Source organism: Acinetobacter corruptisaponis, from assembly GCF_030053775.1.
Classification (GTDB): Bacteria; Pseudomonadota; Gammaproteobacteria; order Pseudomonadales; family Moraxellaceae; genus Acinetobacter; species Acinetobacter corruptisaponis.
This window is the reverse complement of the sequence record NZ_CP125669.1, coordinates 2138659-2160079: the sequence shown is the minus strand read 5'-3', so window position 1 is coordinate 2160079 and position 21421 is coordinate 2138659. Positions and strand designations below refer to the sequence as shown.

Here is a 21421-nt window from a genome sequence, read left to right as displayed (position 1 = left end):
CAGTCATTTAAATTTCTAAAACAAAAAAAAGGCCCTAATCATTTGACTAGGGCCTTTTAAATTTGGAGCGGGAAACGAGACTCGAACTCGCGACCCCAACCTTGGCAAGGTTATGCTCTACCAACTGAGCTATTCCCGCATATTGAGCAGTTTTTACTAAAACTTACACTTAAAAAAACCAATCTGGAGCGGGAAACGAGACTCGAACTCGCGACCCCAACCTTGGCAAGGTTATGCTCTACCAACTGAGCTATTCCCGCGTGCCAGCTATAATACATTAAGCAAAACAACGGTCAATAACTTTATGTAAAGAAATTGCTTAATTGCATAAAATAAAAGCATTTTCAGCCTAAAAACTAGGAAAAACGCACTTTTGCTTAGGATTGGGTGATCCAGACATCGAAGTCGCTGTGAAATCTCAACAGACCCACCACTTTCAGTCATGTATACTTGGCAGCTATCTCAATCTGACCTGACAGAGTGACCGATGAATTTAGAACAACAGTTGATTGAACGTTTACAAACCTTGACACCCATCCATCTTGAGGTGATCAATGAGTCGGCAGGGCATGGGGGATATTTCCCAGGCAAGGAATCCCACTTTAAGGTGATTGTGGTGAGTGAGGAGTTTCAGGGGCTGCGTCTGGTACAGCGCCATCAAAAGGTCTATGCCGTCGCGGCAGGGTTGATGAGTCCTGGGCAGATTCACGCACTGGCAATTCACGCCTATATTCCAGCGGAATGGCAGGGGCAGGCATCTGCAAGCCCTGAATGTGCCCATGCACCAAAAAACTAAGGATCAATGATGGACGCACATTTACTCACTAAAATTGTTCATATGTCGGCTGTAAGTCTATTGATTCTGGTATTTTTTACCCGTGCGGCAACCCTATATATGGGTGTCAGGGACCAGCAGCCCAACAGCCATGCGCGTAAAGGTTTTGTGGCATTACAGCATCTATCCCTCACCCTGATTATTGTGACGGGTGCGGTTCTACTGTTTATGAATAAATTTGATGTACAGCCATGGTTTTATGCCAAGATCATTCTATTTTTTGTGTTGTGGTCTTCCCTGATCAAAACCTACAAGAAAGATGACAGTATCTTGCTGGTGCAGCGGCGTGCTGGTTTATTGATCGGTGCGGTGGCGCTGGTGGGGATTCTGGGGCTGGTCATCATTAAACCAGTTTTTGCGTAATTGTTTGACATTGTTTTAGTAATTGTTTTGGCTCTAGGTTAAACTGCGTGCAGTTTACAAAAATCTTGTTAGAGGGAAATCATGTTAACTCGTGTGGTATTTAACCAAAAAGGCGGTGTGGGGAAATCAAGTATTGCGGTCAATCTGGCGGCGATCAGTGCTCAACAGGGCTTAAGAACCCTGGTGATTGACCTTGATCCACAAGCAAACTCAAGCCAGTACCTTTTGGGTGAAGATGCCACCTATTCTGCCGATAAGGCAGCATTGGAGCCAAACATTGAAAACTTCTTTGACGATGTGCTGGGAACCACGCAGCAAAAGGGTTTGATTGGCAATGCCATTGGTTCGATTTTAAAAGCACCCCGTGGCAAGGGACTGGACAGCTATGTGCACCGTTCCGCTTTCGCAAATCTGGACGTGATTCCTGCCAGCCCAAGCCTGGGTGCGCTGGAGCATGCGCTGGAGAGCAAGCACAAGATTTATAAATTACGTGACTCTATTCAGGCGCTCAGCGCCCGCTATGACCGTATCTTTATTGATACACCACCAGCATTTAACTTCTTTACCCTGTCTGCGCTGATCTCGGCAGACCGCGTGCTGATTCCATTCGACTGTGACGTGTTCTCAAAACGTGCGTTACAAACTTTGATTGAAAATGTGATCGAAACCCAAGATGATCATAATGATCGCTTGGAGATTGAAGGGATTGTGGTCAATCAGTTCCAGTCTCAGGCAAAACTTCCCCGTGAAGTGGTTCAGCAGTTAAAGGATGATGGTTTACCTGTGCTGGAAAGCATGTTGCCGCCATCAGTATTGATGAAAGAATCACATCAGAAGAATTTACCCTTGATTCATTTGGCATCTGAACATAAATTGACCGTCGCTTATGTCACGCTGTTCAATGAGATTGAGTCAAAGAAATAAGAGAATCTTATGAAACGCTTATATTGGATGCCTGTGCTGGCGGCGAGTATGTTGTTGGGTGCCTGTGCATCGACGGTTAAACCAGCCTACGTGTCACCCACCCAGTACCAGTCGCTCAATTGCCAGCAGTTGCAGGCAGAGTACAACCGTATCCAGCAGTATATCGACAATGGCGTGCAGACACCAAAACGTACAGGTGTGGGCGTGGGTGTTGGACTCGGTGGTGGCTGGGGCAAGGGCGGATGGGGTTTTGGTCCATCCATCTCGGTCAATATGGGGCAGTCAATGAACACCAAGAATACCGAGCTTGCCAATGTGCTTGGACAGCAGGATGCCATTGTGCAGGCGGCACAGTTCAAGGGTTGTCCAATTATTGTGAAGCAACGTCCAAAATCATAAGTGTTGATCTTCTGTCACCGTGGTTTGCCACGGTGACATATAACTAAATTTTAGCAAAATGTTTCAAAAAATAATTAATAAAATCAATATATTGTAAATTTTAAAGCACTGATTCTGCGTATTTTCCCTCTCATACAACATCCTAAAATTTGTGTTCTTGTCCCAAATTCGTTTAAGGTGGCGGGCATGTAGGGTTATTCGGTATGTCTATGATTGAGAGTTGGTTTTTTGTTTTTGCGATGATCGCGGTGTTATTGATTCCTGGGCCGACCAATGCTTTACTCGCCAGTTCAACCCATCAACAAGGTGTATTGAAAACCCTGCCGTTTATTCCTATGGAATGGTTGGGCTATGTCTATGGCATCGGATTGTGGGCACTCTTTATTCATTTGTTCCATCCCATCTGGCCAGCACTCACCCACATTCTGCATATTGCCAGTGTGGCCTATGTGTTATGGCTGGCCTTTCATTTATGGAAAAGTTCACACCTGCAAAAACATGACCAGCATCATCCACATATCCGAACGCCGCAGTTGTTTGTCTCGGCCTTGCGAAACCCTAAAACCTTGCTGCTGGCGGCAGGGATTTTTCCTAGTGAAACATGGGACTCGGTAGAGAATACAGTTCTGGTGTTTGCGGTGTTCAGTGTAGTGCTGATCCCTGTTTCAATCTTCTGGATGGTGTTTGGCCGTGCCTTGCTGGCAGGTAGCCTGGTTGGAATCAAGGCCGACCATTTATATAAAGGATCGGCCATGCTGCTGCTGATGTGTATGTTGCCAATGATCTTTCGTTTCTTCTAGGCTTGAATTATTGTGCTTTACGGCTATTCAGTTTTTGGCGAATAAAACCAATCACACCTGGCAGGATACTGATAATGATGATGCCAAAAATGAGGTGGGTGAAATTGTCTTTCACAATTGGCATGTTTCCGAATAAATAACCGAGGGTAATGAAAGAGGCAACCCAGCAGAAAGCGCCAACCACATTATAGGTCAGGAAAAACTTGTAGTTCATGCTGCCTGCACCCGCAACAAAAGGTGCAAAGGTGCGTGCAAACGGCACAAAACGAGCAAAGATAATGGTTTTTCCACCGTGACGCTGAAAAAACTGCTGGGTGTTGATCAAGTGCTGCTGATTGATAAAACGTGAGTTGATTTCAAATACACGCGGGCCAATGTAGCGGCCAATATGGTAATTGACGGTATCACCCAATACCGCTGCGATAAACAGCAGGATACCGAGTGCCCATGGGTCCATGGCACCCGTTGACGCAGCCAGCGCACCCGCAGCGAACAACAGGCTGTCGCCTGGTAAAAAGGGCATCACCACCAAACCAGTTTCAACAAAGATGATTAAAAACAGAATGGCATAAATCCATATGCCATAATTGGTAATGAACTCTAAAAGATGTTCGTCAACGTGCAGAATAAAATCAATGAGTTCCATAAAATGTGAATACAATAAATTTGAGCTAAATCCTAGCAGTGCCTTTAGGGAAAGTCAGTATAAAAAGCAAAATTATTGGTAACTTTACAGTGTGGTTGAAAAATGATGGATTGAGGCGAAAAAGACTTTTTTGTTGCAAATATGGAATGATGTATTCACAAATATGCTGTTTATTGCAAAATAAAACATTCCTACACTGTTGTCATGTTAAAAAATAAACAGTGTGGAGCTGATCATGTTTAATCCGAATGTCGTTGTAAAAAATATCGTCACACAGCCGAGCGTTGAGAATATTGTGACACTGGTGGCGCGTATCTTGATCGCACAAATTTTCCTGATCTCTGGCTGGGGTAAAATTACAGGTTATGCTGCAACTGCACAGTATATGGAATCGATGGGGGTGCCTGCTGCGCTGTTACCCCTCACCATTTTAGTTGAGTTTGGCGGTGGCCTAGCCCTGTTGTTTGGTTTTCAGGCACGCTTTGCTGCCTTTGGCTTGGCAGTTTTTAGTGTCTTAACGGCTTTCTTGTTCCATGATTCAACGGATCATAGCCAGCAGATTAATTTCATGAAGAATGTTGTCATGGCGGGTGGGCTACTTTATGTGATGCTGTATGGCGCAGGTCGTTTGAGTCTTGACCATGTAATTGAAAAGTAGTGAACAGCAATCCCGCTTTTGTTAGCGGGGTTAGGTATATACATAAATAAAGTTTACTGTTGATTACAAACTTAAGCCGACAGAACAATAAATTTCTGTTTAGATCATAAGAGTTTAATACAGGATAGGTAAAAATGAAAAAAATGATTGCGGGCTGTGGCATTGTGTTGTTGACAGCTTTATCAATGGCCACCTGGGCTGGTAAACCTGACCAAGCCATTGTGCAGGAAGCGGCCAAAAATGTGGTTACAGCCACTCAGGCGGCCAAGCTGGCTGATGAAACAGGCGTAACCTTAACGGGCCAGATTGTGAAGCATCTTCAGAGTGACCATTACGAATTTAAGGATGCAAGTGGTTCAATCAACGTTGAGGTGGATGATGACATCTGGCGTAAGGCAGGTTTGAAAGTAGGTGACCATGTGCGTCTGGTGGGTGAGGTGGATACACATCGCTATAAACCAACCGATGTTGAGGTGATCAGCATTGAAAAGGTTGCACATGCTCATTAAGTTTTAAATCATAAAAAACAGGGAGCCAATTGCTCCCTATTTTTAATTGTACGGATTTTAGATTTACAGCATAAAGTGGATCTGCATTTCCCCAACAAGGAAACCTAGCACCGCGCCCACAATGATCAACGACCATTCATCTTCTTTAAATGCAGGACGGAGCATTCCCTCAAACTCTTCAGGGCTCAGTTGTTGCATGCGTTCAATCAGGGTGTTACGAATGTTCATGGCATCTTCAGCATAGGATTCCACATAACGCATGGTTTCTGGCAGTTGCTGTAAAATACGTTCAGCCACTTCGGTCTTAAGGTTTTGATATTTTTCACCGCCAATCGCGTACACCACCAGTGGGCGAACAATACCTGCCTGTAAGTCAATTTCCTGCTTAACATGGCGGCTGACCAGTTCAATCACCTTGTCTGAGTGTGTGCCAGAAAACAGCTCTTCCATCATGTTGCGGGAGGTGAGCAACTGTTTGGAAATCAATGCTGCATAATCGGCAGCGACCTCATTCTGACGTTTAATAAATAAACCTTGCATGGTGAAACCCATGATTTTTTTTGGGTATAGTGGTCTAAACATCAAGTGTAAAGCAATCCAGTCACTAAAAAAGCCGACAAAACCACCAAACATTGGCAATAACCAGGGATATTTCCCCTGGGTAACGACCCATACCGCCATTTGCACCACGCCAATCGCAAAGCCAAACACAAAGCCAATATTGCTAAAAAACTTAAACTCTTGCCTGCCAACTTTTTTAAAGATCTCGTTGAGCAGTCGTTTATCCTTGAGCAGGTTGCTCACGACCATGTGTTTAATATCAAAGTATTTGATGACATCTTTTTGCACCTCGCCCATGATATGCTCAACAATTTCAGGTGCTTTGTCCTGTACACGCTTGATCAGCTTTTTGCGGGCAAACTCTGGCATGCCTTCCCATAAACCAGGATGGTATTCCTGTGCAACTTCGCGGGTAATGTCTTCGGCAGCGGCCATCAGGGGTTTTTCAATTTCCTGGGCGATACGCTTGGGGTCGAGTCTGGCAAAAATTTCCTGTGGTTTAATCAACTTGGAGGTCATTAGCTCAACGGCAGTGGTTGCCATCTTTTCAGCCTTGCGGGGAACAATCCCTTGCCATCCAATTGGAAGACCAAATAACCTTAATCCCTTAAACTCAAGTGGTGCAAACATCATTTGAATTGCAATCACTTTGGTCACATAGCCAATAAAACCACTGATAAACGGGATTGAAATATATAACCAGAAATTCTGTTGAAAATCCGCAATCATTTCTTGAAACATTATTGTATTGGTCCTTCAAGTCCTAATTGTTGCCCGTGAATGGGCAAGCCATAGATGATAGTGAAATATTTTAGGACATTGGCGATGCACCAATTTCCCTTATAGGCTTTTTAATTTTCCTTTGCTCAAGGACATCGCCATCCCATAAAAAGGAAACGATGTAGTCGATTGAATACCTTTCCATGGTAACGCATCTCTAACTCAACATCTTAGCACCAATTTTTGCTTTGTGTTGAGCAGAATGGGCAAGAATTGTTGATTTAACTCTCTTTTATCCGCATGTTTGGCTGAGATTTTGGTTTAAATATCAGGCCTGATTGACAACCACAGCTAAAAAATAAGATAGATGATGAATTGCGGTGCGTCAAAGCGTGAAAAATGCTAGAATATGGCGCTTAATTCATTTGCCTTTAATGATTCGCCATGACGACCAATACTCAAATTACTGAAGATCGTATCCTGATTCTGGATTTCGGCTCTCAATATAGCCAGCTCATTGCACGTCGTGTACGTGAAGCGGGTGTCTACTCTGAAATGTATGCGTTCGATATGTCTGAGGAGGATATTCGCGCATTTAATCCAAACGGGATTATTCTGTCAGGTGGTCCTGAGAGCGTGCATCAGGAGGGTAGCCCACGCGCACCTCAGGTGGTGTTTGAGTTGGGTGTGCCAGTACTGGGTATTTGCTATGGTCTGCAAACCATGTCTGAGCAACTTGGTGGTAAGGTGGAGCCAGGTACGGTACATGAGTTTGGCTATGCCGAGGTTGACATTCTGGTGCGTGACCAGTTGATTGGCAACTTGCAGGATCGTGAAAACCAGCTTCATGTCTGGATGAGTCATGGTGACAAGGTCAGCACAATTCCTGAGGGTTTCAAGGTAACCGCAAGCACACCAAGCTGCCCATTTGCTGCGGTCAGTGATGAAACACGCCGTTTCTATGGGGTGCAGTTCCACCCAGAAGTGACTCACACCGCGAAAGGTGCGGAACTTCTTTCTAATTTCGTGCATCAAATTTGTGGTTGCCGTGGTCTCTGGACACCAGAACACATTATTGATTTACGTGTGGAACAATTACGTAAACAAATTGGTGATGAAAAGGTTCTATTGGGCTTGTCTGGCGGTGTGGACTCATCTGTGGTTGCCGCATTGTTGCATAAGGCGATTGGTGACCAGCTTACCTGTGTGTTTGTGGACAATGGTTTGCTTCGTTTAAACGAAGGCGACCAGGTGATGCAGATGTTCGCGGACAACATGGGAATCCGAGTGATCCGTGCTGATGCTGAAGAACGTTTCTTAACCGCATTGGCGGGTGAAGTTGATCCTGAGAAGAAACGTAAGATCATTGGCCGTGAATTTATCGAAGTGTTTGCGGAAGAGGCACGTAAGCTTGATGGCGTGAAATTCTTGGCACAAGGGACGATTTATCCAGACGTGATCGAATCTGCTGCAAGCAAACAGGGTAAGGCACACGTGATCAAGTCACACCATAACGTAGGTGGTTTGCCAGAAGACTTGGCTTTTGATCTGGTTGAGCCATTGCGTGACCTGTTTAAGGATGAAGTGCGTAAACTCGGTACAACCCTTGGTTTGCCGCACAGCATGATTTACCGTCATCCATTCCCAGGCCCAGGTTTGGGAGTGCGTATCTTGGGTGAAGTGAAGAAAGAATATGCTGACATTCTTCGTCTTGCTGATGACATCTTTATGCAGGAACTTCGTGTGAGTGGTTGGTATGACAAGACTGCGCAAGCCTTTGCAGTATTCCAGCCTGTGAAATCTGTGGGTGTTGTAGGTGATGGTCGCCGTTATGCATGGGTGATTGCGCTTCGTGCAGTTGAAACGGTTGACTTTATGACAGCTCGTTTTGCACACTTACCGTATGAATTGGTTGATAAAATCTCAACCCGTATCATGAACGAAATTAAAGATGTTTCACGTGTGGTTTATGACGTTTCATCTAAGCCACCTGCAACGATTGAGTGGGAATGATTTTCTTTTTGAAGAAAATTGATTGCTAAAGGACGCTTAGGCGTCCTTTTTCATTAAAAATATTGTATTTTAAATCAACTAGATTAGTTTTTAGATGAAAAATGGATTTTTATCAATGGTTAAGAAATAAAGGATTATCTTTGAAATCTTCTCAATCATATTCAACGGCAATTTATAAAACTATGCCAAATTGGATTGAGGAGATGGAGATTCCAAATACACTTTATGATTTTTATGCGTATAAATATATTTTAGAAAATAATCAGCTATTTAAAGAAAAGAATATTCAGGGACATAATATGTATTCCGCTTCCTTGAAACACTTTGAAAGTTATTTAAAGGAAACTGAATTTGTAGAAATTGATCAACAAGTTGAGCTTGGTGATTTAAGCAGTGAACAGAAAAAAATAGTGAATATCAGAATTGTTCAAAATAAGTTTAGGAAGAGCTTATTCAAGCTATGGAGTGGATGTTGTATTAGCGGCTGTTCAATAAAGACTTTATTAATAGCTTCTCATATTAAACCTTGGAGCCAGAGTACTTATCATGAAAGGGTTGACTCGTACAATGGAGTACTATTAACTCCTAATTATGATGCTTTGTTTGATAAAGGATTTATAAGCTTTGAAACTGATGGAAAAATACTGATCTCTTCTGAACTCAATCAGCCAGATATAGATTACTTTCAAATACCTGAGAAAACTAAGCATCAATTTTCTAATAAGCACGCAGGGTATTTAGAGTATCATCAAGAAATGATTTTCAGAAAATAACTATGTTTCAGGGATGTGTAAGCATCCTTTTTTATTGCTTATTCATCTTTAGATACCTTTTTAGAAATAAATAACTCACTCAATATCAAGGTGTTAGAATTTAAAGATATATCTTATCTTGCTATAAGATTATTTAAGATATATCTTAATAAGCATAAATTGTGCAATATGAGAAAAATAAAGATGAGACATCAATCAGATCATCATGAAAGCGAACACGATACACATCATCGAGAGCATCACCGCACAGGCCGCCGTGGACGCTTGTTTGAATCAGGGCGAATGAAGCTTTTGGTTTTACATTTGATTCAGCAAAGCCCAAAACATGGTTATGAAATTATTAAGGAAATTAGTGATCTGGTGGGGGATGGATATAGCCCAAGTGCAGGCACGATTTATCCAACACTGACCAGTTTGGAAGAAATGAATTTTATTTCACTACGTGATGCCGAACGTAAGCAATATCAGGTGACCGAATATGGCGAGGCTTACCTGAAAGAGCAGCAGGAGATGCTGGATGGGCTATTGGAAAAGCTGCGACTGCGACGTGAGATTCACAACAATGACCAACTGATTGAGATTCATCGTGCGATGGAGAATCTAAAAACCGCGCTGCGTTTAAAGCTGAATATCGCGGACTTGCAACAGGAGCAGATTTATCAAATTGCTGAAAAAATTGATCAGGCTGCAATTGCGATTGGACGCCTATAAGTTGGGAGCAAGCGATGTTACAGCTACAGCAAAAAATCAGGCAGGCAGGGTTAAGGGTAACGCATCCACGTATGGCGGTTTTGTCCTTATTGGCACAGCAAACAGAAGACCTTACGGTGAAGCAAATCTATCAGCAACTGCATGTACAAAAGCAGCAGTTAAGTTTGGCAACGGTCTATCGTGTGGTCAGTGATTTGGTGGTGGCAGGTTTGCTTGCCAGTGATCAGTTTCATCGTGCCGAGACGAAATTTAACCTCCCCACCTTGTCTAAAAGTCAACTGCTGCAAATTCGTTGTACAGATTTAACCACAGCAAAGCAGGCACAATTTTTACAGTCGCTGAAAGTTGTGTTTAAGCAATATCAAGTTGACCTGATGCAGGTCGAAATTAAGGAAAGTGCTTAAAAAGGCATATTGGAGAACATTATGAAACAACATCAATATCATGTCACCGTACAGCATTTAAAGGACCCGAAAGGGCTGGCTTCAACCTACACGGAGCGTCTGGAATTTTATACGGGCAACCATGATGATATTTTTGAGGTCGTCGAGCGTTTGAGAAAAGCGGAGTTGTTTAACGATCAAACCACCACATCATTTGCGGTTGGTCTGAAACTATTTAGTGAGGTCATGCTGGAAAATCGTGATCACCCCCTGTTTGAAGAATTTTTCCCCCAGTTTGGCCAGTTTATGAAAAACCTAAAACAGCAGGTGAAGAAATCAGCATGATGATGAATGGCAACAGGAAATGGGGAGGTCAAAATTGACAACAAAAAAACGATTTATGGCCAAGCTGCCAGCAAAGTATGCAGGCTGGATTATACCTTTATTCTTGTCATGTTTAATGAGTGGAACCATATCATTCATTAACCTGCTTATGAATATGGGTTTTAACGCGGGTTTTATCAACCAATGGCTTGCCACCTGGATGTTTTCCTGGGCGATTGCCTATCCTGTGGTGCTGGTTTTCTTGCCATTGGTGCGACGCTTAACGAGCCTGATTGTGGAGATGCCACCCCACTGAGCGAAAGAATGCTGATTATCAGTCCTGAGTCAGGATTGTCCCATGCATAACACTCTGCGTATTACCAAAAGACTATATTGAATGGGGTTTGTGTTGCTAAGATCAATAAAACAACTCATTGCAACAGCATAGGTAAAAGAGAGCGATATCATGAGCAATAATAATGATTACGATATTTCTGATTCAAAAGACTGCGAAACCTACATCAACCAATTTATTCAGGAATTCACCATACGTTCAGCCGAAATTGGCAAGGGGACAGTCATCAAGCGTGCCCTGCCTAGCCGCCACAAGCGTCTGGTGGGTGCATGGTGTTTCCTTGACCATGCGGGGCCTGTCAGTTTTGCTGCGGGTGATGGCCTGGATGTTGGACCTCATCCACATATCGGCTTGCAGACATTCACATGGATGATTGAAGGTACCATGATGCATACTGACAGCCTTGGTTCAAAGCAGTTGATTCGTCCAAAACAGGTCAACCTGATGACAGCGGGGCATGGAATTTCACATACCGAGGTGGCACCTGATACTGAAACCAAAATGCACGCGGCACAGTTGTGGATTGCCTTGCCTGATGCCAAGCGCGATATGCAGCCCAAGTTTGAGCATTATCCAGAATTACCTGTGGTCAGCAAGGATCAGGTTGAGTTTACGGTGCTTGTGGGGGAGTTTTTACAAACCGTGTCGCCTGTTCAGGTGCATACAGCATTGGTGGGTGTGGACTTGACCGCACAGGCCAATACCAGAACCCGTATCCCCCCTTAATCCAGAGTTTGAATATGCCTTTATGGCACTTGAGGGCACCGCTCGGGTCAATGGCCATGAACTGAATACCGATAATATGGTGGTGCTGGAAACAGGGTTAACTGAGATTGAGGTTGAATTGATTGAGGGCCATCGCCTGTTGTTGATTGGTGGTGAACCATTCGAATCACCAATTCTATTGTGGTGGAATTTTGTTGGGCGTACGATGGAGGACTTGCAACAGGCACGTGAGGACTGGATCAACCATCATGCGCGTTTTGGGGAAATTCCTGATTATCTAGGTAAACGACTGGAAGCACCTGCCTTGCCTGATCAAATGAGGGCTTCAAAATGAGTATAATTGCGAGTGCAAACGTTCAAACATTGCCTGAACCCTGGAAAGGAGAGGTGAGCAGTGGAATACACCAGTATCTGACAGATAAGCCAGAAGCATTTGGTGGGCATGATACAGGTCCAGCCCCTTATGATTTCCTGAGCGCCAGTTTGGCATCATGCACCATGATCACCTTGCGGATGTATGCCAAGCATAAGGATATAGATTTGGGCGAGTTTAGCGTTGAGGTTGAATTCCATAGCAATCGTGAGCAACAGGAACGGATTGAACGTCGGGTAATATTTAAACAACCTGTTTCACAAGACTTAAAAGAAAAACTTCTTAATGTGTGTAGTAAAACGCCCGTCACTAAAACTTTGTTACGTAGTTTAGACATTCAGACCATGATTGTTTAAGACTAAAGTGCTATTGTGCTTGAGCAAAATATAATTCTAAACGCAATTGTCAGAGGGATGGACACGGCAGTTGCGTCGCACAAAGCAGGCACAAAAATGATTACCATACATTATCTGCAATGCTCACGTTCTTTCAGGATTCTGTGGGCATTAGAGGAGCTTGGTGTGGACTACCAGGTTGAGTACTACCAAAGAACATCCAGCTACGCCGCCCCAGAAAGTTTAAAGAAAATCCACCCACTGGGAAAAGCCCCGATTCTGGTCGATGATGATGAGGTGATTGTTGAGTCGGCAGTCATTCTGGATTATCTACAGCAGGAATATGATGAACAGCAGCAATTCAAGCCGCCACATCCCAAAGAACAGCGTCAGTATTCCTACTGGATGCACTATGCCGAGGGGTCGCTGATGCCATTGCTGGTCATGACGCTGGTGATGAATAGTGTAAGCAAGCATGTGCCCTGGGTCATCCGTCCGATTGCACAGAGGATCACTGATGGGGTCAAGGCAGGCTTTGTGCGTCCGCGGGTAAAAGAGCATATTCTCTACCTGGAAGAATATTTGGCGAAACATGAATATTTTGCGGGCGATTTTTCCTTTGCGGACATTCAAATGGCTTTTCCACTGATTGCGATTCAAAATCGGCTGCATGGAAAATATCCCAATATTCAGGCCTTTGTCCAGCGTGTCCAGCAACGTCCAGCGTTTCAGCATGCTGAGCAGAAAAGCCTGCACTCTCAATGTGCTTAAAGCCAGATATAAAATAGAAAAAAGGGGAAACATATCGTTTCCCCTTTTTAATTCTAAATTTATTAACGCTTGATCACGATGGAGTCAATACCGCTGTGTTGCAGGGTTTGTTGTGCCGCCAGTGCCGCATCCTGACTATCATAAGGACCAGAGAAAACACGGTACCATGTCTGGCCATTTTCCACTGTTTTAACCACATCGGCAGATAAGCCATTCAAGATAATTTCGGCACGACGGGCATCGGCACTGTCAGGATCAGGATAGCTGCGTACCTGTAAAATATAAGTTGGACGGGCTGGAACTGTTTCTTCAGTTGCCGTGATATTTGCAGGGTTTTCCACTGTGGTTGTTTCAGGTTTTGGTGACTCAATAATGACCACATTGCCCTGCTGCTTGGTTTCTGGCACAGCCTGTTCAGGAATTGGCGTCACTTGCTGTTGTGGCAACAGGTCATAGAAACGGTAGTCCTTGTTGGTGTCCTCTTCCTGATCATGTGGAGAAGTCACCTGAGTCTTGGTAGGAACAGGTTGCCACGGCTGCCAAAGCATCAGCATGACACCCACGCATAGAATCGCCAGAATTGCGACAAGCATCCCCAGCCATTTTGGAATGAGTGGTTTCTTGGGCTTGTTTGGTCGTTCAGATACACCACGTTGCGTTTTTCCAAACACCTGAAATTCCTCTTGATTCTATTATGTTATGGGTTACTTGAATCTTCGGTAAACAAGGCATTATGTCTAACATATGCTTTGCTTGCCGTAATGCCTACTGTATATCTTATATTGTGCAGTTTAAGCAACATTGTTCCGCAAGTGTCTTGCTTTGGCATAAGCCCTTGTCTTGCCGCCTGAGCGACAACTTTGCGTAAACAGAGTTGCTTTGCTTACATCGCCTCAGGAGCAGACACACCAAGCAATTCTAAACCATTGTGTAGCACTTGCTGTACGTTGATTGAAAGCAATAAGCGGGCTTGTGTAAGTGATGCATCATCACTTAAAACCTTATGTTCATTGTACCAACCGTGGAACAGGGCAGCCAATTCCTTGAGATAGTTGCCGATCTGGTGTGGTTCATAGGCATTTGCTGCACGTACCAGAATGTCAGGATACGCGGCAAGCTTGGACAAGATTTCAGTTTCAGCATCAAGTTCTAGGCGGTTGGCATGCTCACGTGCTGCTGCGGCATCAATATTGATGCCTGTAGAAGCGGCTTTTTCCAGCATACGGCAAATACGGGCATGTGCATATTGAATGTAATACACCGCATTGTCCTTGCTTTGTGAAACCGCAAGGTCTAGGTCAAAGTCGATGTGTTGTTCAGACTTACGCATGACATAGTAGAAGCGCGCTGCATCGTTGCCCACTTCTTTGCGTAGGTCACGTAAAGTCACGAACTGACCAGAACGTGATGACATCTGCACCATCTCACCGCCACGCCATAAGCTGACGAACTGTACCAAAAGAACAGTCAATTTTTTCGAGTCATAACCCATTGCATCAATCGCGGCCTTGACACGTGAAATATAGCCGTGGTGGTCTGAACCCCAGATATCAACCAGGTCGGTATAACCGCGTTGCAGTTTATTCAGGTGATAGGCAATGTCTGAGGCAAAATAGGTGGTTTGACCATTACGACGTTTCACCACACGGTCTTTCTCATCACCAAATTCGGTTGACTTAAACCAGATGTTGCCATCCTTTTCATAAAGGAAGCCACGTTGATCCAGTGTTGCCAGTGCTTCATCAATCTTTTCGGTTAATGATGCTTCACTAAACCATTCATCAAAGGTCACGCCAAAGTCAGCGAGATCGTCCTTGATGTCATCTAGAATGGCATGTAAAGCCGCTTGATGGAAAACGCGATAACCAACACCTAACAGTTGTTGTGAATTGGCAATCAAACCATCGATATGTTTTTCCTTATCACCAGATAGAACGACTTTGTTGCCATCTGCATCCAGTTCATCCGCATATTGCACATCTTCTGGTACATCTTTATAGACATCGGCAACTGGACGAACGTGTGCGTCACCATCCTGATCGATAATGCTTTGTGCAATCTCTTTAACGTAGTCGCCTTGATAGGCATTTTTAGGGAAGACCAGAGTTTGGCCTGTAAGCTCTAAATAACGTAAATAGGTTGAGGTCGCCAGAATATCCATTTGGCGGCCTGCATCATTGACATAGTATTCGCGGTCAACCTTGGCACCTGTTGCTTCTAATAGGTTGGCAACGGTCATGCCATAAGCTGCACCGCGTCCATGCCCCACATGCAGGCTAGAGGTCGGGTTTGCGGAAACAAACTCCACCTGAATTTTCTTGGCTGCATTGGCTTGGCTGCGGCCATATTGGTCTTTCTGTGCCTGAATCTGGTCAAGCACAGCAAAGCGCTGATCGGCATTTAAAAAGAAGTTGATAAAACCTGGCCCAGCGATTTCCGCCTTGCTAATGTCAGCCACTTCTGGGAGTGCCGCCAAGATTTTTTCAGCAAGATCGCGTGGTTTCATGCCAGCTGGCTTGGAGCCGATCATGGCGATATTTGAGGCGAAGTCTCCGTGACTTCGGTCTTTGGTACGGGTTAAATGGCTCGTATTGGTCCAATCGGAAGGAAGTACCCCTTGTTGTTGAAGGGATTGTACCGCATGATCAAGCGCTGATTGTATTGCCGTATTCATAGTTACCGAAATAAGTGTCGCGGAAAAACGCTAAATATAGCAAATTTTGTGGTTTTCACCAAATTGGCAAGAGATTGATTAAAGTTGTAATGGAGTAGTTAGATGAATGGGGCTATCTATTGTTTGAAATCAGGCGTGTGGGTTGAAGAAATTGCTGGCTACTATGATTCCCAATCACTACTATTTTGAGGTCTGGTAGCCAAATTTTGGTAAGAACCAGTGCAGGCCCGCGCTTAAAATCGCTACGGCCACCACACATGAAATCACGAAATAGGACTGCTGGATATGTTGTGGGAACAGGACATAGAATGCGCTGATCCCAATGCTGTTGCATGCCAGAATCAAGACGGCACAGGCATAGTCGTGAAAACGTCGGGCGTGGTTGGAGTCATTGACCCACTGTTGATCAGTGTTGTAGCTTGGAATGTCGAGATGGGCATCGTGATAACGTTCCAGACTTGAGAGAAAACGCCGTAAATTGGTAATGATGCGTTCATATTTATAGTTCAGGAATGCAAAGGTGGCGGAAGCGACAGGGAAGCCGAATAAGATCCATTCAATATGGGAGTTTAGGCTGGTGGTTGCATTGTGGGCTGCAATCAATGCGGCCAAAAGACCAATAAAAAAGGTGATGAAAATCGTCAGCGCCTGCTGGCGTTGTGAGGTACGGGCATTCAGCTCATTATAGGCTGAAATATAACGGTAGTTCGCAGTGACATATTCCTGTGCAAACTTCTCTATCATTTTAGTCTGGAGTGTCTCTGGATGATTGGACATTCTCGTCACACCTTGGGTTTGCCTTACAGCATTATAGTTTGTACTGGGTGGGCATTTCGATGGAAAAAAATTAACCTATTTTATTGGGAATGTGAACTCAGTTTCTGTCCCATAAAAATGATGGCAAAACAAAGTGCCATACACAATACAATACTTAAACCTGTGGCAATGTTGAGCGCCGCACTTGACCATAGCCCAACTGTAACGCCAAATTGAGCCAGTATGAATGCCCAGATCACCATCTGTTTAGGTGAGTGCGCCAGCAAACGGGCACTAAGCGCAGGAATCACCAGTAGCGCACCCATCAGTAGTGAACCCACGGCACGTAATGCCAGTACAGTAAACAAGGCCAGCAACAGCATGAAAATCAGGCGTTGCCAGTTGGCATTGACTCCTTCGCTCATGGCAATATCGGGGTCAATGGCAATCTGGATTTGTGCCGACCATGAACGGTAAAGCACCACAAGGGCGCTGATGATCACGATTGCAAAGATAGGTAAATCATCCCATTCAATACTGAGCAGGTCACCAAACAGATAGCTTAACAGTTCTGGACGTAAGCTCGGTACTTGCTGGATTAATAAAAGGCCTGAGCAAAGCAGGGTCGCTGAACACAAGGCGAGCAGGGCATCGTTCGGTAAACGTGAGTCGTGCAAAACCCATAGAATGGCAACCAGCAATGCCGCCAGACAGCCAACACCCAGCCAGAAAGGTAAATGCAGAATGCCTGCAACAGCGACACCAAGCAGTGTGCCATGCGCCATGGTGTCTGCAAAAAAGGACATTCTACGCCATAGCATTAAACAACCCAGTGGCGCAGTTAAAAACACCAACAATGTGCCCATGATCCAAGCGGGTAATAGTAGTTGTAACCATTCCATCATGGCTTAGGCCTTTGGTTCAGGGTGAATGTGGGGGCGTGGATCGTGGCTACAGGGTTCAGCATGGTCACTATGTCCGCAGTGGTTGTGATGATGCTGGTAGAACATGCGTTGTGTACCGAAAATCGCCTGATATTCAGGATGCTGCTGAATACTTTCAGGCAGACCACTGCAACAGATATGTTTATTTAAACAGACCACACGATGTGTACCCTGCATGACCCATTGCAGGTCATGGGAGACCATCAGTACCGCGCAGCCATAGCGTTCGGGCAAACTACGCACATAGTCATACAGCTCTGCCTCGGACTGAATATCCAGACCCTGCATTGGTTCATCCAGCACCAGAATGTCTGGCTGGCGCAACAGGGCACGTGCCAGTAACACCCGCTGCCGTTCACCGCCTGAAAGTTGCTGGACCTTGGACTGCTGTAGTTTCAGGATACCTGTATCACGGATAATCTCTTCACGTAAATGGGCTTCGCAAACTTCCAAGTCCAACAAGTCCTGTACACGTAAAGGGAGGCTGGTAGATGGATTAAACTTTTGTGGAACATAGGCCATTTTTAGCTTTTTGGAAAAATGAACCTTGCCTTTATTGGGTGGCATGATGCCAAGCAAGACCTTGATCAGGGTGGACTTGCCTGCACCATTCGGACCAATCAGCGTCACAATCTCTTTTGCCTGCAAGGCAAAGTCAACGTTACGCAAGATATCCCGTTCATCGCGTCGAACTGAGATATTCTCCAGTTGGATCAGCGGAGGGTTTACTGAAGCAGGCTGCACTGGTGACATTTTCCAGAAATCTCAATAATGCTGTGTTGAGCAGAAAATTGGTCAGAGGCGGCAAGTTGATCCAGTTGTTGAATCAGGCCCTGTGCCGATGCCTCCTTAACCGAGTGACATTCTGTACAAATCAGGAATGCGGCCTGATGCCCCTCACGTGGATGACAGCAGGGAATATAGGCATTAATTGAGGTCAGCCGATGGATTAAGCCTTTCTCCAGCAAGAAGTCAAGGGTACGGTAAACTGTAGGTGGGGCGGCAGGGCGGTCTGCCTGTCCCTTGATTTTTGCCAGGAGGTCATAGGCACCCATTGGAGCAGAGGCATTTAAGATGAGTTCAAGCACTTCTTTACGCAAAGGTGTCAGGCGAGCGCCCGCCGCAGTGCATAAAATCTCTGCTTCGGCAAGTCGCGCCTTAATATCGTGATGACCGTGAACACCGTGTAATGCATTGTCATGTTCGTGTGAACAAGAACTCATAAATTGACCTCATTGTTTTTGTAGGGCCTATTGATATGTCGACTATATATAACCTGTGTCGCAGGTGTACCAACAGACGCACTATCATATCATGCAATTCATCTATAACGATCTATATTAAATGGACTGGGTAATAGATAGTGTGATGAATCCTGAAAATAGACATAGGCATTTTTTAACTTTTGTTATATTATAACATGCTTCGCTTTCTTGAGTAATCCTGTGATGTTGCGCCTTTTTCTTCTGGTCTTGTTGTCAATGTTGAGCACATGGGGCTGGACACAAAGTTTAGTGGTTTCAACACATCCCATTTACCTGATTGCAAAAGAAGTCACCGATGGTGTGGAAGAACCAGTACTGTTGCTGGGTGACCAGACAGGCCATGATGTACAGCTTACCCCAGCCCATCGCAAGGCGATTCAGGATGCCTCATTGGTGTTATGGCTCGGTAAAGTGCATGAAGCGCCTTTGGAGAAGCTACTCAATCAAAACCGCAAGGCGATTGCACTGCTTGATTCAGGAATCCTGACCACCTTACCACAACGCAACTTACGTGGGGCCGCACTGGCAAATACAGTGGACAGTCATGTATGGCTAGATCCCAACAATGCCGTTCGTATTGCGTTCTTCATCGCGACTTTACGTGGGCAACAGTATCCAGAAAATAAGGCAAAATATCTTGCCAATGCCAAAGACTTTGCTCAGCAGATGTTACAAGCATCACAACAATTCGATAGTTCGAATAAAGCCAAGCCCTACTGGTCTTATCATGATGCCTATCAGTATCTGGAGCGGGCGCTGAACCTGAAGTTTGCAGGGGCATTAACCGATGATCCGCATATTGCACCGACTGCTGCCCAGATTAAATATCTCATGGACAATCGGCCTAAAGCACAAATGTGCCTATTGGCTGAAACATCTGCCAGCAGCAGCCAGTATCAAAAATTGAACCCAGTGGTTTTCCAGCCCGTGGATGAAAGCATGCGTGGTGAGGACAATTTTGTAACAGCGTGGAAAAAATTGGCTTCAAAAACCGATAAATGCGTATTAAGTACACAAAATTGATGAAAAAAATAAAAACCAATTGACTCTATCGTCAAAAAATGGGCTAACGAAAAAAACAGACTTAAGTCGAGAAAAGATTGCATGTTCAGGGGTGTAACTCTATAATGCCTGCGATTCAAAACAATCATGATTAAAACTTGTCAAGCAGTTATGCTGTAAGTGGGTAAAAAATGAGCCGAACTAGTCGCTTGATTGACCGACGATTAGCAAAAGCTTTGGTCTTCTTACAGGCGTGCATGATTCCTGTGGCAGCGTTGCTGGCATGGTTGATAAAAGACACCACTGCCGCCCTGAGTGCTGCGCTTGGGGCACTGGTTTGTTGGTTGGCGCATTGTTATTTTGCCTGGCAGTCGTTTAGGACAGCTGGGGCAAGGGCGTCAAGACAGGTCATGCTGAATATGTATCGGGGAATGCTCGGTAAGTTTGCAATTGTGATTGTGGGTTTTATTTTAATTTTGAGCAATGTCAAACCGTTGTCAGCGGTGGCATTGTTTTGTGGATTTATCCTCGTTCAGGCTATGTCGTGGGTTGCACCATTCTGGGTGTCACGTCTCCAGCAACGAGAATGAAACACATTTTTGAGATTTTTGGAAGAGGGTACGAGATTTTTGCAGTTCGCAGGATTCGTTCCGCTTCTTTTTAATGATTGACATTGACCAGGTGTGATTTATGGCTGCTGAAGAACATGCCCTGACTTCGACCGAGTATATCAAGCATCACTTGACCAATATGACCTATGGCAAAATGCCTGACGGTACATGGAAATTGGCTGAGACTGCTGAAGAAGCTCAAACGATGGGGTTCACTGCAATTCACTTGGATTCAATGGGTTGGTCTATCGGACTTGGTGTTATTTTCTGTTTGTTGTTCTGGACAGTTGCGAAAGCTGCAAATGCAGGTGTTCCAACCAGATTCCAGTCAGCAATTGAAATGATCATCGAGTTTGTGGACTCAAGTGTTCGTGATACTTTCCACGGCAAATCACGTTTAATTGCTCCATTATCATTGACCATTTTCGTGTGGATTTTCCTCATGAACGCAATGGACTTGATTCCTGTTGACTGGATTCCTTATCTAGCTCAACAGATTGGTGCAGGTGTGTTTGGCATGGACCCTCACCACGTTTATTTCAAGGTTGTCCCATCTACTGACCCGAACATTACCCTAGGTATGTCCCTGTCTGTATTTGTGTTGATCTTGTTCTACAGTATCCGTGAAAAGGGTATTGGTGGATTCGTTGGCGAGTTGGCACTCAACCCATTTAACCCAAGTAACCCAGTTGCAAAAGCGTTATTGATTCCAGTGAACTTGATTTTGGAATTAGTAACTTTCCTTGCTCGTCCAGTTTCGTTGGCTCTACGACTGTTCGGTAACATGTATGCGGGTGAGTTGATCTTCATCTTGATCGCATTGTTGCCGTTCTGGATCCAGTGGGCGTTATCTGTGCCTTGGGCTATCTTCCACATTCTTGTAATCACGCTGCAAGCATTTATCTTTATGATGCTGACCATCGTTTACTTGAGCATGGCAAGCGAAAAGCATTAATGGTATTGCCTGACTGTCACCTGACGGTTGGGCTT

At 44.7% G+C, this 21421-nt stretch carries 26 protein-coding genes, 2 tRNA genes and 1 pseudogene; 19 read left to right on the top strand and 10 right to left on the bottom strand.

Annotated features, from left to right (window positions below; genetic code table 11):
- Positions 1–63: 63 nt before the first annotated feature.
- Positions 64–139 (bottom strand) — tRNA-Gly (locus QLH32_RS10240).
- A 45-nt stretch (positions 140–184) separates the two neighbouring features.
- A tRNA-Gly gene (locus tag QLH32_RS10235) sits at positions 185–260 on the bottom strand.
- Between the two features lie 227 nt (positions 261–487).
- Here QLH32_RS10235 and QLH32_RS10230 point away from each other — a divergent pair.
- The 5 genes from QLH32_RS10230 to QLH32_RS10210 all read left to right on the top strand — a co-directional run bounded on the left by QLH32_RS10230 (position 488) and on the right by QLH32_RS10210 (position 3321).
- The gene (locus tag QLH32_RS10230) at positions 488–796 is read left to right on the top strand and encodes a BolA family protein (RefSeq protein WP_283266142.1); all 309 of its coding nucleotides are present in this window, start codon (positions 488–490) and stop codon (positions 794–796) included.
- Between the two features lie 9 nt (positions 797–805).
- A complete protein-coding gene (locus QLH32_RS10225; RefSeq protein WP_283266141.1) occupies positions 806–1198 on the top strand; it encodes a SirB2 family protein in 393 nt (130 codons plus the stop codon).
- Positions 1199–1279: 81 nt separating this feature from the next.
- A complete protein-coding gene (locus QLH32_RS10220) occupies positions 1280–2122 on the top strand; it encodes a ParA family protein (RefSeq protein WP_283266140.1) in 843 nt (280 codons plus the stop codon).
- Between the two features lie 9 nt (positions 2123–2131).
- Positions 2132–2521: a hypothetical protein gene (locus tag QLH32_RS10215; protein ID WP_267981814.1), complete on the top strand. Its 390-nt coding sequence runs from the start codon at positions 2132–2134 to the stop codon at positions 2519–2521.
- A gap of 209 nt (positions 2522–2730) precedes the next feature.
- Complete coding sequence (locus tag QLH32_RS10210) at positions 2731–3321, top strand: LysE family translocator (protein ID WP_283269319.1); 591 nt, start codon at positions 2731–2733, stop codon at positions 3319–3321.
- A 7-nt stretch (positions 3322–3328) separates the two neighbouring features.
- Here QLH32_RS10210 and QLH32_RS10205 read toward each other — a convergent pair whose 3' ends face one another.
- Positions 3329–3967: a DedA family protein gene (locus QLH32_RS10205; protein WP_283266139.1), complete on the bottom strand. Its 639-nt coding sequence runs from the start codon at positions 3965–3967 to the stop codon at positions 3329–3331.
- Between the two features lie 235 nt (positions 3968–4202).
- Here QLH32_RS10205 and QLH32_RS10200 point away from each other — a divergent pair, with 235 nt between their 5' ends.
- Positions 4203–4625, top strand: a complete 423-nt coding sequence (locus tag QLH32_RS10200; protein WP_267981812.1) for a DoxX family protein — start codon at positions 4203–4205, stop codon at positions 4623–4625.
- 134 nt (positions 4626–4759) lie between these two features.
- A complete protein-coding gene (locus QLH32_RS10195) occupies positions 4760–5134 on the top strand; it encodes a NirD/YgiW/YdeI family stress tolerance protein (RefSeq protein ID WP_283266138.1) in 375 nt (124 codons plus the stop codon).
- 63 nt (positions 5135–5197) lie between these two features.
- Here the strand turns inward: QLH32_RS10195 and QLH32_RS10190 are convergent, their stop codons facing one another.
- Complete coding sequence (locus QLH32_RS10190) at positions 5198–6424, bottom strand: DUF445 family protein (RefSeq protein ID WP_283269318.1); 1227 nt, start codon at positions 6422–6424, stop codon at positions 5198–5200.
- Between the two features lie 435 nt (positions 6425–6859).
- On the opposite strand from QLH32_RS10190, the gene guaA reads away from it, so the two are divergent.
- The 9 genes and pseudogenes from guaA (at position 6860) to QLH32_RS10145 (ending at position 13179) form a co-directional block, all read left to right on the top strand.
- A complete protein-coding gene (gene guaA / locus QLH32_RS10185; RefSeq protein WP_283266137.1) occupies positions 6860–8428 on the top strand; it encodes a glutamine-hydrolyzing GMP synthase in 1569 nt (522 codons plus the stop codon).
- Positions 8429–8529: 101 nt separating this feature from the next.
- Positions 8530–9201, top strand: coding sequence for an HNH endonuclease (locus tag QLH32_RS10180; protein WP_283266136.1), 672 nt, complete (start codon positions 8530–8532; stop codon positions 9199–9201).
- A 183-nt stretch (positions 9202–9384) separates the two neighbouring features.
- Entirely contained in the window at positions 9385–9912 is a 528-nt protein-coding gene (locus tag QLH32_RS10175) for a PadR family transcriptional regulator (protein WP_283266135.1), read from the top strand.
- 14 nt (positions 9913–9926) lie between these two features.
- Positions 9927–10316 (top strand): Fur family transcriptional regulator, encoded by a 390-nt coding sequence (locus QLH32_RS10170; RefSeq protein ID WP_283266134.1) that lies wholly within the window; start codon positions 9927–9929, stop codon positions 10314–10316.
- Positions 10317–10337: 21 nt separating this feature from the next.
- The gene (locus QLH32_RS10165) at positions 10338–10640 is read left to right on the top strand and encodes a DUF3861 domain-containing protein (protein ID WP_283266133.1); all 303 of its coding nucleotides are present in this window, start codon (positions 10338–10340) and stop codon (positions 10638–10640) included.
- Positions 10641–10659: 19 nt separating this feature from the next.
- Positions 10660–10935 carry a DUF2798 domain-containing protein gene (locus QLH32_RS10160; RefSeq protein WP_283266132.1) on the top strand — a complete coding sequence of 92 codons (276 nt, stop codon included), beginning with the start codon at positions 10660–10662 and terminating at the stop codon, positions 10933–10935.
- A 150-nt stretch (positions 10936–11085) separates the two neighbouring features.
- Positions 11086–12034 (top strand): annotated as a pseudogene (locus QLH32_RS10155) (pirin family protein).
- Complete coding sequence (locus QLH32_RS10150) at positions 12031–12429, top strand: OsmC family protein (protein WP_283266131.1); 399 nt, start codon at positions 12031–12033, stop codon at positions 12427–12429. Before QLH32_RS10155 ends, QLH32_RS10150 begins: the two are co-directional and overlap by 4 nt.
- 96 nt (positions 12430–12525) lie before the next feature.
- A complete protein-coding gene (locus tag QLH32_RS10145) occupies positions 12526–13179 on the top strand; it encodes a glutathione S-transferase family protein (RefSeq protein ID WP_283266130.1) in 654 nt (217 codons plus the stop codon).
- Positions 13180–13241: 62 nt separating this feature from the next.
- Here QLH32_RS10145 and QLH32_RS10140 read toward each other — a convergent pair whose 3' ends face one another.
- The 6 genes from QLH32_RS10140 to QLH32_RS10115 form a co-directional block, all read right to left on the bottom strand.
- Complete coding sequence (locus tag QLH32_RS10140) at positions 13242–13850, bottom strand: SPOR domain-containing protein (RefSeq protein ID WP_267981801.1); 609 nt, start codon at positions 13848–13850, stop codon at positions 13242–13244.
- Between the two features lie 212 nt (positions 13851–14062).
- On the bottom strand, positions 14063–15853 hold the full coding sequence (argS, locus tag QLH32_RS10135) for an arginine--tRNA ligase (RefSeq protein ID WP_283266129.1): 1791 nt from the start codon (positions 15851–15853) through the stop codon (positions 14063–14065).
- Between the two features lie 180 nt (positions 15854–16033).
- Positions 16034–16630 carry a hypothetical protein gene (locus QLH32_RS10130; protein WP_283266128.1) on the bottom strand — a complete coding sequence of 199 codons (597 nt, stop codon included), beginning with the start codon at positions 16628–16630 and terminating at the stop codon, positions 16034–16036.
- An 80-nt stretch (positions 16631–16710) separates the two neighbouring features.
- A complete protein-coding gene (znuB, locus tag QLH32_RS10125) occupies positions 16711–17514 on the bottom strand; it encodes a zinc ABC transporter permease subunit ZnuB (protein ID WP_283266127.1) in 804 nt (267 codons plus the stop codon).
- Positions 17515–17517: 3 nt separating this feature from the next.
- Positions 17518–18306: a zinc ABC transporter ATP-binding protein ZnuC gene (znuC, locus tag QLH32_RS10120; protein WP_283266126.1), complete on the bottom strand. Its 789-nt coding sequence runs from the start codon at positions 18304–18306 to the stop codon at positions 17518–17520.
- Positions 18279–18776, bottom strand: coding sequence for a transcriptional repressor (locus tag QLH32_RS10115; protein WP_283266125.1), 498 nt, complete (start codon positions 18774–18776; stop codon positions 18279–18281). Before QLH32_RS10115 ends, znuC begins: the two co-directional genes overlap by 28 nt.
- A gap of 225 nt (positions 18777–19001) precedes the next feature.
- On the opposite strand from QLH32_RS10115, the gene QLH32_RS10110 reads away from it, so the two are divergent.
- From QLH32_RS10110 to atpB, 3 genes are all read left to right on the top strand, one after another.
- Positions 19002–19841, top strand: a complete 840-nt coding sequence (locus QLH32_RS10110; protein WP_283266124.1) for a metal ABC transporter substrate-binding protein — start codon at positions 19002–19004, stop codon at positions 19839–19841.
- A 170-nt stretch (positions 19842–20011) separates the two neighbouring features.
- Positions 20012–20410 carry an ATP synthase subunit I gene (locus QLH32_RS10105; protein WP_010589287.1) on the top strand — a complete coding sequence of 133 codons (399 nt, stop codon included), beginning with the start codon at positions 20012–20014 and terminating at the stop codon, positions 20408–20410.
- 100 nt (positions 20411–20510) lie between these two features.
- A complete protein-coding gene (gene atpB / locus QLH32_RS10100) occupies positions 20511–21386 on the top strand; it encodes a F0F1 ATP synthase subunit A (RefSeq protein ID WP_283266123.1) in 876 nt (291 codons plus the stop codon).
- Positions 21387–21421 lie beyond the last annotated feature (35 nt).